Genomic DNA, 12,975 nt, shown 5'->3' on the forward strand with positions numbered 1-12,975 from the left:
TGCGATGAAGGCCGCCACCTTACTCCAGCGGCGCCCTGCGGTCAGCCGTGAAGGCCGTCGGACGAAAGGTCGCAGCCGCCGCAAGGGCTTAATCCAGACCTTGCGAAGGCCCTTCGCCGCTTCGCTAAAATGCTAGTTTGAATGGTTTTCGACGAAGAAAGTCAACGCTTCGCTCGAACTGCCAGGCCTCGGTTAGGACGAAGTCCTACCGTGATGTGCCTGGAGTTACCTAAAAAATGTCGATCAAGGTATCGCGCCGCAACTTTCTCAAACTCAGTACGGCAGGGGTCGCCACCTCGAGCATGGCCATGCTCGGCTTCGCCCCTGAACCCGCGCTGGCGTCCATTCGCTACTACAAGCTCGCCGCCGCCAAGGTGACGCGCAATACCTGCACCTACTGCTCGGTGGGTTGCGGCATGCTGCTCTACAGCCGTGGCGATGGTGGCATCAATACCGTCAGCGACATCTATCACGTCGAAGGCGATCCAGATCATCCGGTCAGTCGCGGCTCCCTCTGTCCCAAGGGCGCGGGAGTGCTGGACTTCATCAAGAGCGAATCGCGCCTTTCCCATCCCGAGGTCCGCGAGCCGGGCAGCAACGAGTGGAAGCGCATCAGCTGGAACGAGGCGCTGGACCGCATCGCCCGCTACATGAAGGAGGACCGGGACAAGAACTTCGTCACCCATGACGCCGATGGTCATCTGGTCAACCACTGGACCACCACTGGCTTCCTGGCGGCGTCGGCCTCTTCTAACGAGACCGCGTACCTCACCCAGAAGGTGATCCGCAGCCTCGGCATGCTGGCAATCGACAACCAGGCGCGCGTTTGACACGGACCGACGGTGGCAGGTCTTGCCCCTTCGTTCGGCCGCGGTGCCATGACCAATCATTGGGTCGACATCCGCAACGCCAATCTCATCCTGTCCATGGGCGGCAACTCGGCCGAGGCGCACCCGGTGGGCTTTCGCTGGATGGTGGAAGCCAAGGAAAAAAACAACGCCAAGCTGATCACCATCGATCCGCGCTTCACCCGTACCTCGGCGGTGGCGGATTACCACGCCTATATTCGCACCGGGACCGATATCGTCTACCTGGGCGGGCTGATCAACTTCCTGCTCACCACGGACCAGATCCAGCATGAGTACGTAAGGGCCTACACCGACGTCGCCATCATCGTGAAGGAAGACTACGGCTTCCACGACGGTCTCTTCTCCGGCTTTGGCGAAGACAAGCGCCGTGCCTACGAGAAGTCCAGCTGGAGCTACGAGTTCGACGAGCGCGGCATGGTGAAGGAAGACCCCACCCTGCAACACCCGCGCTGCGTCTACCAGCTGATGAAGGCGCACTACAGCCGCTACACCATCGAGTTGGTGGAGCGCGTCTGCGGCATGCCCCGCGAGCAGATCCAGACCACCTGGGACATGATCGCCGAGACGGCGCGCCCCGAGCGCACCATGAGCATCCTCTATGCGCTAGGCTGGACCCAGCACTCCATCGGCGCCCAAATCATCCGTACCGCCTCCATGGTGCAGTTGCTGCTGGGCAACATCGGCATGCTCGGCGGTGGGGTCAACGCCTTGCGCGGCCACTCCAACATCCAGGGCCTGACTGACCTGGGCCTGCTCTCCAACCAGCTGCCGGGCTATCTCTATCTGGCTTCCCACGAGGAGCAGGAGTACCGCGAGTACATCAAGCGGCGGGCCAAGCAGCCCCTGCGTGAGGGCGAGGTCTCCTACTGGAAGTACTATGAGCGCTTCCATGTCAGCCTGATGAAAGCCTGGTTCTCCGAGGCGGCGACCAAGGACAACGACTGGTGCTACGACTGGCTGCCCAAGCTCAGCGAGCCGCTCTACGACGTCCTCCACACCTTCGAGCGCATGCACCACGGCGAGATCACCGGCTATTTCTGCCAGGGTTTCAACCCGCTGGCCTCCTTCCCAGACAAGAACAAGGTCAGCCAGGCGCTTGCCAAGCTCAAGTACTTGGTGGTGATGGATCCGCTGGCCATCGAGACCGCCGAATTCTGGCAGAACCACGGCGAACTCAATGACGTGGATCCCAGCCAGATCCAGACCGAGGTGTTCCGCCTGCCCACCACCTGCTTCGCCGAGGAGAACGGTGCCATCGTCAACAGCTCGCGCTGGCTGCAGTGGCACTGGCGCGCGGCGCCCCCACCCGGCGAGGCGCGCCCGGACGTGGCCATCATGGCCGGGCTGTTCCATCGCCTGCAGGGCATGTATCGCGACGAGGGTGGTGCCTTTCCCGATCCGATCCTCAACCTGACCTGGCCCTACAGCAATCCGGAGGAACCCAATCCCGAGGACATCGCCCAGGAGTACAACGGCAGGGCCCTGGCCGACCTGCCCGGGCCGAATGGCACCATCTCCCACAAGCGCGGCGAGTTGCTCGACGACTTCGGTTTCCTGGCCGACGACGGCAGCACCACCTGTGGCTGCTGGATCTACTCTGGCTCCTACACCCGTCACGGCAACAACATGGACCGGCGCGACAACGCCGATCCCTACAACATCGGCATGACCCTGGGCTGGGCATGGTCCTGGCCACTCAATCGCCGCATCCTCTACAACCGCGCCGGCGCCCGGCCGGACGGTACCTCCTGGGCCCCGGAGAAGCGGCTGATCTGGTGGAACGGCGAGCGCTGGGCAGGGGCCGACGTCCCCGATTTCCCCTGGACCTCGCCACCTTCGGCCAAGGCCGGGCCCTTCATCCTCAACCAGGAGGGCGTCGCGCACTTCTTTGGTGGCAGCCTCCTGGCCGAAGGCCCCTTCCCTGAGCACTACGAGCCCTTCGAATCGCCGCTGGACAACAACCCCCTGCACCCGGACAACCCTCGGGCCAAGAACAACCCGGCGGCACGGATCTTCCCCGGCGACCGGGCACGCCTAGGTACCCGCGAGGAGTTTCCCTATGCGGCCACCACCTACCGGCTGACCGAGCACTTCCACTTCTGGACCACCCATGCGCGGCTCAATGCCATCGCCCAGCCGGAGAAATTCGTCGAGATCGGCGAGGACCTGGCGAACGAACTCGGCATCAAGGCCGGCGATTGGGTCAAGGTCAGCTCCAAGCGGGGCTATATCAAGGCGGTGGCAGTGGTGACCAAGCGCATGCGCGGGCTGCAGGTGGAAGGCCGTACCGTGCACCACGTCGGCATCCCCATCCACTGGGGCTTCAAGGGCGTGACCCGACCCGGGTTCCTCACCAACACCCTGACCCCCTTCGTGGGCGATGCCAACACCCAGACACCGGAATTCAAGTCGTTCCTGGTGAACGTGGAAAAGGTCTGAGGAAGGTCTTATGAGAGGCGATCAAGTCAACTTCCAGAACATCGTCGCACGCTCGGCTACCTCCGAGGAGTCGCCCCATACCCGCATCGGCGGGGTGGAAAAGGTAGCCAAGCTGATCGACGTGTCGCGCTGCATCGGTTGCAAGGCCTGCCAGGTGGCGTGCTCGGAATGGAACGATCTGCGCGATGAGGTCGGCCACTGCAACGGCACCTACAATAATCCGCCGGACCTCACCCCGGAGACCTTCCAAGTGATGAGGTTCGACGAATACGTCAACGAGAAGGGCAACCTGGAGTGGCTGATCCGCAAGGACAACTGCATGCACTGCGCCGACCCGGGCTGCCTCAAGGCCTGCCCGGCGCCCGGGGCCATCGTGCAGTACGCCAACGGTATCGTCGACTTCAACTCCGAGCACTGCATCGGCTGCGGCTATTGCGTCTCGGGGTGCCCGTTCGACGTACCGCGCATTTCCAAGAAGGACCAGAAAGCCTACAAGTGCACCCTCTGTTCCGATCGCGTCTATCACGGCATGGAGCCCGCCTGCGTCAAATCCTGCCCGACCGGGGCGATCATGTTCGGCACCAAGGAGGACATGACGGAACAGGCCGAGATGCGGGTCGGCCAACTCAATGATCGCGGCTTTCCCGGCGCCGGCATCTACGATCCGGCCGGCGTGGGCGGCACCCATGTGATGTACGTGCTGCAGCACGCCGACAAGCCCGAGCTGTATACCCACCTGCCGGCCAATCCGCAGATCAGCCCCATGGTCAGTCTGTGGAAGGGCGTGACCAAGCCGATCATGTCGGCGCTGCTGGGGGTTACCGCCATCGCGGGCATCGCCCACTACCTGACCAAGGGTCCCAAGGAAGAACCCGAGGAATCGCCGGACGAGGAAGAGCGCCACGCCGCGCGCGAGGAGGATCGGCCATGACTACGCCGTCGGACAACAGGCGCGGCATCCTGCGCTATACCACCTTCAGCCGGCTGAACCACTGGTTCATCGCCTTCACCTTCGTCTGCCTGACCCTGAGCGGCCTGGCCTTCTTTCATCCGTTCTTTTTCGACCTCACGGCGCTGTTTGGCGGACCGACCATGACGCGCATCCTGCACCCCTTCATCGGGGTGGCCATGAGCCTGGGTTTCGTGGTCATGGCGGTGCGCTTCTTCAGGGTCAACCTGTTCAAGCGCCACGACGTGGCCTGGGTCCGGCGCATTAGCGATGTCCTCGCCAACCGTGACGAACTGGCGCCGCCCATCGGCGCCAACAACCCTGGGCAGAAGCTGGTGTACTGGGTGATGCTGCTGTCCGTACCGGCGTTGCTGCTCAGCGGCTTCTTCATCTGGCGGCCGTACTTCGCCGACATCCTGCCACGCGGCTGGCTGCGCTTTTCCAGTCTGGTACACGCCTATGTCGCCTTCATCGCCATCGTCACCCTGATCATCCACATCTACTCGGCGATCTGGGTGAAGGGCTCCTTCCGGGCGATGACCCAGGGCCGTGTCAGCCGTGCCTGGGCCAAGCACCATCACCGGCTGTGGTACGACGAGATCGTCGAGCAGGAGCGCCGCGAAAGGGGCGAGCGGGGCGACCGCCCCCTGGATGAACACCGCATGCCCGACAAGGGGACTCCCTGATGCATCAGTACGGTACTTCGCCCACCGGCATCCTCAATCCGCCGCCGGTGGTCCTGCCCGATCGGCAGCTGTTCGCCCGGCGTGCGCGGCGCCTGCGCGAGCTGGCCGAACGCAGCACCGAGCTGAGTGATTTTCTCGGCTTCATGGCCCTGCTGATCCAGGCCCAGGATGGTGTCCTGCAGGAACGCCAGCCCAGTTGGCAACCGGCACCGGACGCCTTCAGCCTGGCCCTGGAGCATGGCATGCCGCCCCTGCAGGGCCAGGCTCTGCTGCGGGATCTGGACTGGCAGGGCGATCTGGACGCTCTGTTGGTCACCCTGGAGCTGCGCGTGGCCGAGCGCCAGCGCCCGGTGCTCGAACAGCTGGTCGCCTTGTCTGCTGCCGAGCGCCAGCAACTGGCCGAGCAAGTTCTGGCGCAGGAGCCTGGCGCCACCGAGCGCCGGGCGTTACTGCCTCTGGTGGGCGCCGCCCTGCAAGTGGCCTGGGTACGCCTAGCCCTGACCCTGCCACAGCCGCCCCAACGCCATGGCGACGTCAGCCGGGTGCTTTGCCCCTGCTGTGCCGCACCGCCGCTGGCCAGTATCGTCCACGCCGACCGCGATCGCGACAACGTACGCTATCTGCACTGCAGCCTCTGCGCCACCGAGTGGCACCTGGAACGCAGCAAGTGCAGCTGCTGCAACACCAGTGCCCAGGTGCGCTATCTGGCACTGGAGGACGAAGCCGGCAAGACGCCCCTGGCCGCCCAGGCCGAGACCTGCGACAGCTGCGACAGCTACCTCAAGCTGGTCAGCAAGAGCTTCAACCTGGGCGCCGATCCCCTCGCGGACGACCTTGCCAGCCTGCCGCTGGACTTCGCCCTGGCCGAAGCGGGGCGCTACGCCCGCAGCGGCTTCAATCCCCTGTTCATCGCGGGGGAGTAGGGCGCTAGATCCGCTTTACGGGTTTGCGAGAAGCGCCTGGTTCAGGGCCAGACCGGCCAGACGCGCGCTGGCCAGCAGGCGTTCCAGGCTCTGGCCATGCCGCGCGCTGGCGGACAGGCCGGCCATGGTGGTGACGACGAAATCGGTCAGCTCTCGCGCCTGCTGTGGCCGGCGTGTGGCGATGTGGGCATGGATGAGTGCCTGGGCTGCCTGGTGGTAGCCGTCCGCTGCCGCACGGGCCTGTAGATCGTCGCTATGGGTACCTTCCAGCACCAGGCAGCCGGCGGCCTGCGGATCGGCCGCGTAGTTGCGCGCCGCCGCTTCCAGCACTTGCGTCAGGGCCACGGCCAGCGGCTGGTCGGTCTCCAGGATCTGCCGCAGCAGCAGCGCACCGTTCGTGACATAGCGCTCCAGCACCTTGCCATACAACTCGACCTTGCTGCCGAAGGCTGCATAGAAGCTGGGTGGCTTGATCCCGAATGCCTGGGTCAGATCGGCGACGCTCACGCCGTCATAGCCTCTTTCATGGAACAGGCGTTGCGCCTGGGCCACAGCCGCATCCGGATCGAAGCGGCGCGGGCGACCACGGGTACCGGATTTATTTGTAGCGCTCATTACAAAAATACTTTGACAGGGGGCGAGTGAGGTTTATTGTAGCATTCACTACATTAATCGGGAGGTACGGTCATGACGAATTTTGCAGGCAAGTCGGTGCTGGTCCTGGGGGGCAGTCGCGGCATAGGTGCGGCCATCGTGCGGCGCTTCGCCGCCGAGGGTGCCCGGGTGATCTTCACCTATTCCAGCTCGAAGGACGCCGCCCAGGCGCTGGCCGCGGAAACGGGCAGCACCGCCGAGGCGACCGACAGTGCCAATCGTGATGCCGTGATCGCCCGGGTCCGCGACAGCGGCCCCCTGGATGTGCTGGTGGTGAATTCCGGCGTGGCGCTCTTCGGCGATGCCTTGGAGCAGGACCCGGACGCCGTCGATCGCCTGTTCAGCATCAATGTGCAGGCGCCTTATCACGCGGCCGTGGAAGCCGCGCGGCAGATGCCCGTGGGCGGGCGGATCATCGTGATCGGCTCGGTGAACGGCGATCGCATGCCGGTCCCCGGCCTGGCCGCCTATGCCGTGAGCAAGTCCGCCCTGCAGGGGCTGGCCCGCGGCCTGGCGCGGGATTTCGGCCCGCGCGGCATCACCGTCAACGTGGTGCAGCCGGGCCCCATCGATACCGAGATGAACCCGGCCGATGGCCCCATGAAGGAGCTGATGCACAGCTTCATGGCGATCAAGCGCCATGGCAGCGCCGACGAGGTGGCCGGCATGGTGGCCTGGCTGGCCGGCCCCGAGGCCGGCTTCGTCACCGGCGCCATGCACACCATCGACGGGGCCTTCGGCGCCTGATCGTCCGCGACAGGCGCCACTCGCGGCGGCAGCCCTAGCCGTAGCGCTTGAACGCCTCGATGGCCAGACCGTTGCCGATGTTGCCGAAGCGGTCACCGTCCACCAGGCGGGCGCCGGGGAAGCGCTTGGCGAGGGCCTGGCGCAGTGCCGGGATACCACTGGAGCCGCCGGTGAAGAACAGGCTGTCGACCCGCGCCGGATCGAGATCGGCGCGGGCCAGCAGGTCGTCCACGCCGCGGCTCAGGCGCTCCAGTTGCAGGGCGATGGCGGCGTCGAACAGGGGGCGTTCCAGATCCGCGGCCAGGCCGGTCTCGATGCGATCCAGGCGCAGGGTGCGGCGCCAGTCGTCGGTGAGGGCGATCTTGGCGTCTTCCACCTGGATCGCCAGCCAGTGGCCGGCGCGCTGTTCGATGAGCTTGAACAGGCGATCCATGCAGCGGGTGTCCTGGGCGTCGTATCTCATGTCGCGCAGGCCCAGCACGCTCTTCTTGGCGTAGACGGCGTTGATGGTGTGCCAGGTCGCCAGGTTGATGTAGTGGCTGGTGGGCATGGTGGCGCCACTCTTCATGGCGCTGCCGTAGCCCAGCAGCGGCATCACGCCTTCCAGACTCAGTTGGCGGTCGAAGTCGGTGCCGCCGACGTGCACGCCGCCGGTGGCGAGGATGTCGCCGGCGCGGTCGGCCAGGTTGCGGCGCTCCGGCGCCAGGCGCACCAGGGAGAAGTCCGAGGTGCCGCCGCCGATGTCGACGATCAGCACCAGTTCTTCGTGCTCGATGCTGCGTTCGTAGTCGAAGGCGGCAGCGAGGGGTTCGAACTGGAAGGAGATATCGCTGAAGCCTACCTGGCGCGCCACGGCGGCCAGGGTGTCCTCGGCCTCCTGGTCGGCGACCGGATCGTCATCGACGAAGTGCACCGGACGGCCCAGCACCACGGCGTCGAAGGAGCGAGCGGCCTGCTGTTCGGCGCGCTGCTTGAGGGTGCCGAGAAACAGGCCGAGCACCTCGGTGAAGGGCAGGGCGCTGCCGAGGATGCTGGTCTCGCCCTTGAGCAGGTTGGAGCCGAGCAGGCTCTTGAGCGAGCGCAGCAGGCGGCCCTCGTAGCCTTCCAGGTATTCGTGCAGCGCCTGGCGACCATAGGCCGGGCGGCGTTCTTCGGCGTTGAAGAAGATCACCGAGGGCAGGGTGGCCTTGCCTTCTTCGAGGGGCAGCAGGACGTCGCCGGTAGGTCTGAGCCAGCCGGCGGTGGAGTTGGAGGTACCGAAGTCGAGGCCCAGGGCGCGGGCGGGTTGAGCAGCAGACATGTCAGGATCCGTAACGCGAGCAGCCGCGCAGTTTAGCCGAGACCGGCGGCCAGGCGAACCCTGGCCGGATGCCAGCAGGATTGACCCGCGCTGCTGCAGGACTGAAGCGATGGCAGGCGAACGGTGGTGTCAGCCCTTGCGCGAGCGGTCGCGCGGCTCTTCCAGTGTGCAGACATCATCCTGGCAACGCCGACTGCCCTCAGGATGCGGCAGCCAGGTCAGGCTTGGGCGCAGCTTGAGAAACAGGCGATAGCCCACTTCCAGCAGGGGCCGCAACGGCCGCCAGGCCAGCGGTCGGGCCCAGTGGCCGAGGCCGGCGGTGCGCCAGCTCCAGTAGGTGGCGTCCAGGCCCTTGAACCAGTAGCCATCGGCATCCCGGGCGTGGAGCAGATCGAGCATGGCCTGGCGCGGCGGCGCATCGGCGGGCGCCTGCGCCTCATAGTCCGGCGCGGCCAGATCCACCAGGTGCAGCTGGCTGGGGTCGGCATGGCGGCGCAGCCAGGCGATCTCGCGAGCGCACAGCGGGCAGGCACCGTCGTGAAAGAGGGTCAGGGGCAGGCGAGGGGCGTGCATCGTGATCTTCCCAGGGGACTTGTCTATCTGGACCGGCACGCGGGTCTGCCGTTGCGCTTTCCGCCGAACGGTAAGCGCAACGGCGCCCCGTGGCGAGTCGGAATCAGAGACGCCGAATGACGGCATTGCACGCAAACAACCAACGAGGTCGCTATGGATCTGGGAATCAAGGGGCGTGTCGCCCTCATCACGGGGGCCAGTGGTGGCATGGGGCTGGCCACGGCCAAGCTGTTGGCCGAGGAGGGCGTCAAGCTGGTGCTTTCCGACCTGGAGCAGGACAAGCTGGAAGCGGCGGCCAAGGGCCTGCCGGGCGAGCCGCTGCTGATCGCCGCCGACATGACCGACCAGGCCGCGGTGGACCAGTTGGTGGAGCAGGGCGAGGCCCGCTTCGGCCAGATCGACATCGTGGTGCACACCGCTGGCGTCACCGGCGCCAAAGGCGATCCCCTGGAGCTGGCCGATGCCGACTACGAGGAAGCCTGGGCCACCGACTTCTTTTCCGCCGTGCGCGTCGGCCGCGCCGCCATCCCGCGCATGCGTAAGCGCGGCTGGGGTCGCTTCGTCTGCATCACTTCGGAAAACGCCGTCCAGCCCTATTGGGAAGAGGCCGTCTACAACGTGGCCAAGGCCGCCCTGGCCGCCTTCATCAAGAACCTCTCCTACAAGGAAGCGGCCCACGGCGTGCTGTGCAACACCGTGTCACCGGCCTTCATCGAGACCGGCATGACTGACGGCATGATGGAAAAACGCGCCAAGGAACTAGGGGTCTCCTTCGAAGAGGCCATCGAAAGCTTCCTCGACGAAGAACGACCCGGCATCGTGCAGAAGCGTCGCGGCCAGGTGGAGGAGGTGGCCGCGGCCATCGCCCTGCTGGTGTCCGAACGCGGCTCCTTCATCAATGGCAGCAACCTGCGCGTGGATGGGGGCTCGGTCCAGGCCGTGCAGAACTAGGACGAGCGGGGCGGCTCCTCGGTCGTCCCGTTTTCCTGCTGGCGGCGCACGGCCTCTTCCAGGGGAATAAATTCCACCTGGCGGTCCTTGACCACCGGCGGCAGGGTAATGCCCATGGAGACATAGATGCTGGTGAACATGTCGATGCCCATGTCCGCCGGCTTCACCCAGTCCACCGGTACATAGAGCAGCCCGCCGCCCACGGGGACCGGCGCCGAAGGCACCAGCACGGCGTGATAGTGGCGACCCTCGATGTCGATCACCGCCGGATTGGGCAGCAGTGCCAGCACCGCCACACCCTGACCGCCAAAGAAGCACCACACCGGACTCATGGCACGGATATCCGCGCCGCCTTCCTTGCGATCGAGCAACTCGACGAAGCGCTCCGCCAGGCCATAGAGCTTGCCCACCACCGGAATGCGGCGGAAGGTCACGTCGGCGAACCAGCCCAGCGGCCGGCGCAGGCCCAGCTTGACCGCCAGTCCCAGCGGATAGAGCAGTACCAAGAGCAGCAGGGTGCCGAGGCCATAGGCCGCCAGGGAGTTGCCGACGAAGGGGTGGCCGACTGCCACGAACAGCCGGCCCAGGGTGGTGTTGGGGCCGATCAGCCCATTGAGGAAGCTGACGATCCAGCCGATCAGCGCCAGGGTCAGGACCAGCGGCAGGAGCAAGAGCAGGCCGGCCAGCCAGGTGGAGACGACGCTTTCGATACTGCGGCGAACGAAGGGCATGCAAGAACTCGACGGCTAAAGCGCCATTCTATACGGCCCGGGTGCGCTCAGCGTCGGCCCGGACCGACTTTCTGAGCGCGCCTCGATCACAGCCAGCGGCGATAGAAGGCGGCCTCCTGTTCCAGGGCATCGGCCTGGTTGGGCGCTCGGCGAAAGCCGTGGCCTTCATCGGGATAGCGCCTGACCACCACCGGTATGCCGCGCGCTTCCAGGGCCGCGGCCATGGCGTCGGTCTGGGCCGGGACCACCACGGCGTCCTTGAGGCCCTGCAGGAAGATCACCGGCGCCTGGATGCCATCCGCGTGCAGCAACGGGGTGCGTGCCTCGTAGCGCGCGCGGTCGGCCTCGGGATCGCCGATCAGCCAGTCCAGGTAGTCGGCCTCGAACTTGTGGGTGGCCTTGGCCAGTGCCAGGGGATCGCTGACGCCATAGAGACTGGCGCCGGCGCGAAAGACATCCCGGAAGGCCAGAGCGCAGAGCACGGTATAGCCGCCCGCGCTGCCGCCGCGGATAAAGGCGCGTGCTGGATCCACCAGTCCCTGGGCGCCGAGATGCTCGACCGCCGCGCAGGCATCCTCGACATCCACCTCGCCCCAGCGCAGGTGCAGCGCCTGGCGATAGGCCCGGCCATGGCCGCTGCTGCCGCGATAGTTGAGATCGGCCACGGCGAAGCCCTGGCGCACCCAGAACTGGATACGCGCATCGAACACCGGATAGGTGCAGGAGGTGGGGCCGCCATGGATGCTGACCAGCAGCGGTGGCGGACCTTCGCCGTGCGGCTCCGGCAGATAGAGAAAACCCTGGGCCTGGCCGTCGCCGCTGGGATAGCTCAACGGCTGGGGTGCGACGATGGCGGCCTCCGCCAGGGGCGCCACACCACCGGTGACGATCTCCGCCGCACCGCTCTGGCGGTCGATGGCCAGCACCGCCGAGGGCCGGGTCGGCGCTGCGGCGATGCAGTAGCAGTGCGTCTCGTCCAAGGCCAGGCCGCGGAAACGGCTGAAGTCCGGGGCCAGGCGACGGACCTCGCCAGCTGCCCGCCGCTCACCGAGCAGGCCGAAGCCCTGTTCCTGCCAGGTCGCCAGCCAGCCTTGCGCCGTCGGCAACCAACTGGCGCCACCCAGTTGCCAGGGCGCGGCGGCATGATCCGCCGCCGGTGCCTCTTGTGGCCTGAAGCCCTCCGCGGTCTCGCACCAGGGCTGCCACCAGCCCTGGCGATCGCTCAGCGCCCAGAGTTGGTCATGCTCATCGAAGAGCGGCTGCTGCAGCGACTCCTCGGGATCGGCTGAAACGATGCTAGGCGCTACGGGCTGACCTTCTTTGTCCAGTGTCGCCGCCAGCAGCCGGGTGCGGGTCCAGGGCTGGTGCGGCCTGTCCCACTCGATCCAGGCCAGTCGGCGGCCGTCGGCGCAGGTACGCGGCGCCGCATAGAAATCCGCGCCCTCGGCCAGCACCTGACGCTCGCCACCCGAACGCAGGGCGACCAGGCGATGCCGCGGCGGCTGCTCGCTGTGATCCTCCTCGACCGCCAGCACCTGCTGTCGGGCCCCGTCCCAATGCAGATCGCCATAGCGCCAGTGCTCGCCACCGGCCAGGCGTTCGGGTGTACTACCGTCCCGCGGTTGGCGATAGATCGCCTGGTCGCCTTCGTTGACGAACAGCGGTCCCTGGTCACCCAGGCAGAGGGCGCCACCGCCGTACTCATAGACCTTGCTGCGCAGGCTGAAGCCCGCCGGCGTGAGGCAACGCGGCGCGGCGCCGGGCTCGCGTAGCCACAGCCGGGTGGCGCCGTCGGCGGGATCGTACTGACTCCAGTAGAGGCCACTGGCATCGACCTTGAGTTCGGCGAAGTCGATACCGGCGGCAACGGCCTGGGCCGGCGTGAGCGGGGTAGAGGCGGTCATGGTGACTCCTGATAAGGGCACAGTCGTTTAGCCTAGCAGCTGTCTGGGCAGGGCTGGGGAAGCGTGCCAGTCCGTTGGGCTTCGCTGGGCTCAACCCAACCTACGAGGCGTGCGCTGTTTTTCCCCTCTCCCGCTGGGAGAGGGTTGGGGTTAGGGTGCCAGGCTGTTGGGCTTCGCTGCGCTCAACCCAACCTACGAGGCGTGCGCCGCTTTTCCCCTCTCCCCTTGGGAGAGGGTTGGGGTGAGGGA

General features: G+C 66.2%; 11 protein-coding genes. 6 read left to right on the forward strand and 5 right to left on the reverse strand.

Features of this window, described 5'->3' with window-relative positions:
• The first annotated feature begins 242 nt into the window (after nt 1-242).
• Genes fdnG through fdhE form a run of 4 tightly spaced genes read left to right on the forward strand, consistent with a single transcriptional unit; the run spans nt 243 to nt 5,866 of the window.
• Nucleotides 243-3,308, forward strand: coding sequence for a formate dehydrogenase-N subunit alpha (gene fdnG / locus LRS53_RS10740; RefSeq protein WP_143075308.1), 3,066 nt, complete (start codon nt 243-245; stop codon nt 3,306-3,308).
• A 10-nt stretch (nt 3,309-3,318) separates the two neighbouring features.
• Nucleotides 3,319-4,239: a formate dehydrogenase subunit beta gene (gene fdxH, locus LRS53_RS10745; protein ID WP_068384269.1), complete on the forward strand. Its 921-nt coding sequence runs from the start codon at nt 3,319-3,321 to the stop codon at nt 4,237-4,239.
• The gene (locus tag LRS53_RS10750; RefSeq protein WP_231355862.1) at nt 4,236-4,943 is read left to right on the forward strand and encodes a formate dehydrogenase subunit gamma; all 708 of its coding nucleotides are present in this window, start codon (nt 4,236-4,238) and stop codon (nt 4,941-4,943) included. The genes fdxH and LRS53_RS10750 overlap by 4 nt, the downstream gene beginning before the upstream one ends.
• A complete protein-coding gene (fdhE, locus tag LRS53_RS10755) occupies nt 4,943-5,866 on the forward strand; it encodes a formate dehydrogenase accessory protein FdhE (protein WP_093256456.1) in 924 nt (307 codons plus the stop codon). Before LRS53_RS10750 ends, fdhE begins: the two co-directional genes overlap by 1 nt.
• 15 nt (nt 5,867-5,881) lie before the next feature.
• On the opposite strand, the gene LRS53_RS10760 is transcribed toward fdhE, so the two are convergent.
• Entirely contained in the window at nt 5,882-6,481 is a 600-nt protein-coding gene (locus LRS53_RS10760; protein WP_231355863.1) for a TetR/AcrR family transcriptional regulator, read from the reverse strand.
• A gap of 72 nt (nt 6,482-6,553) precedes the next feature.
• Between LRS53_RS10760 and bdcA the strand changes: the two genes are divergently transcribed.
• A complete protein-coding gene (bdcA, locus tag LRS53_RS10765; RefSeq protein WP_068384263.1) occupies nt 6,554-7,267 on the forward strand; it encodes an SDR family oxidoreductase in 714 nt (237 codons plus the stop codon).
• Nucleotides 7,268-7,301: 34 nt separating this feature from the next.
• Here the strand turns inward: bdcA and LRS53_RS10770 are convergent, their stop codons facing one another.
• On the reverse strand, nt 7,302-8,567 hold the full coding sequence (locus LRS53_RS10770) for an Hsp70 family protein (protein ID WP_231355864.1): 1,266 nt from the start codon (nt 8,565-8,567) through the stop codon (nt 7,302-7,304).
• A 129-nt stretch (nt 8,568-8,696) separates the two neighbouring features.
• A complete protein-coding gene (locus tag LRS53_RS10775) occupies nt 8,697-9,140 on the reverse strand; it encodes a thiol-disulfide oxidoreductase DCC family protein (RefSeq protein WP_231355865.1) in 444 nt (147 codons plus the stop codon).
• A gap of 153 nt (nt 9,141-9,293) precedes the next feature.
• On the opposite strand from LRS53_RS10775, the gene LRS53_RS10780 reads away from it, so the two are divergent.
• Nucleotides 9,294-10,091, forward strand: a complete 798-nt coding sequence (locus LRS53_RS10780) for an SDR family NAD(P)-dependent oxidoreductase (protein ID WP_017642651.1) — start codon at nt 9,294-9,296, stop codon at nt 10,089-10,091.
• Here LRS53_RS10780 and LRS53_RS10785 read toward each other — a convergent pair.
• Nucleotides 10,088-10,822, reverse strand: coding sequence for a DUF502 domain-containing protein (locus LRS53_RS10785; protein WP_231355866.1), 735 nt, complete (start codon nt 10,820-10,822; stop codon nt 10,088-10,090). The two genes, LRS53_RS10780 and LRS53_RS10785, sit on opposite strands and share 4 nt — an antisense overlap.
• 86 nt (nt 10,823-10,908) lie before the next feature.
• Nucleotides 10,909-12,726, reverse strand: a complete 1,818-nt coding sequence (locus LRS53_RS10790; protein ID WP_231355867.1) for an alpha/beta hydrolase family protein — start codon at nt 12,724-12,726, stop codon at nt 10,909-10,911.
• Nucleotides 12,727-12,975: the final 249 nt, after the last annotated feature.

The sequence above is a fragment of the Pseudomonas sp. PLB05 genome (assembly GCF_021106615.1).
Classification (GTDB): Bacteria; Pseudomonadota; Gammaproteobacteria; order Pseudomonadales; family Pseudomonadaceae; genus Chryseomonas; species Chryseomonas benzopyrenica.

Excerpts from the sequence above, each read along its gene's own strand:
- fdxH (WP_068384269.1), top strand. The coding sequence starts at position 3,319 with ATGAGAGGCGATCAAGTCAACTTCCAGAACATCGTCGCACGCTCGGCT.
- LRS53_RS10750 (WP_231355862.1), top strand. The coding sequence starts at position 4,236 with ATGACTACGCCGTCGGACAACAGGCGCGGCATCCTGCGCTATACCACC.
- fdhE (WP_093256456.1), top strand. The coding sequence starts at position 4,943 with ATGCATCAGTACGGTACTTCGCCCACCGGCATCCTCAATCCGCCGCCG.
- LRS53_RS10760 (WP_231355863.1), bottom strand. The coding sequence starts at position 6,481 with ATGAGCGCTACAAATAAATCCGGTACCCGTGGTCGCCCGCGCCGCTTC.
- bdcA (WP_068384263.1), top strand. The coding sequence starts at position 6,554 with ATGACGAATTTTGCAGGCAAGTCGGTGCTGGTCCTGGGGGGCAGTCGC.
- LRS53_RS10770 (WP_231355864.1), bottom strand. The coding sequence starts at position 8,567 with ATGTCTGCTGCTCAACCCGCCCGCGCCCTGGGCCTCGACTTCGGTACC.
- LRS53_RS10775 (WP_231355865.1), bottom strand. The coding sequence starts at position 9,140 with ATGCACGCCCCTCGCCTGCCCCTGACCCTCTTTCACGACGGTGCCTGC.
- LRS53_RS10780 (WP_017642651.1), top strand. The coding sequence starts at position 9,294 with ATGGATCTGGGAATCAAGGGGCGTGTCGCCCTCATCACGGGGGCCAGT.
- LRS53_RS10785 (WP_231355866.1), bottom strand. The coding sequence starts at position 10,822 with ATGCCCTTCGTTCGCCGCAGTATCGAAAGCGTCGTCTCCACCTGGCTG.
- LRS53_RS10790 (WP_231355867.1), bottom strand. The coding sequence starts at position 12,726 with ATGACCGCCTCTACCCCGCTCACGCCGGCCCAGGCCGTTGCCGCCGGT.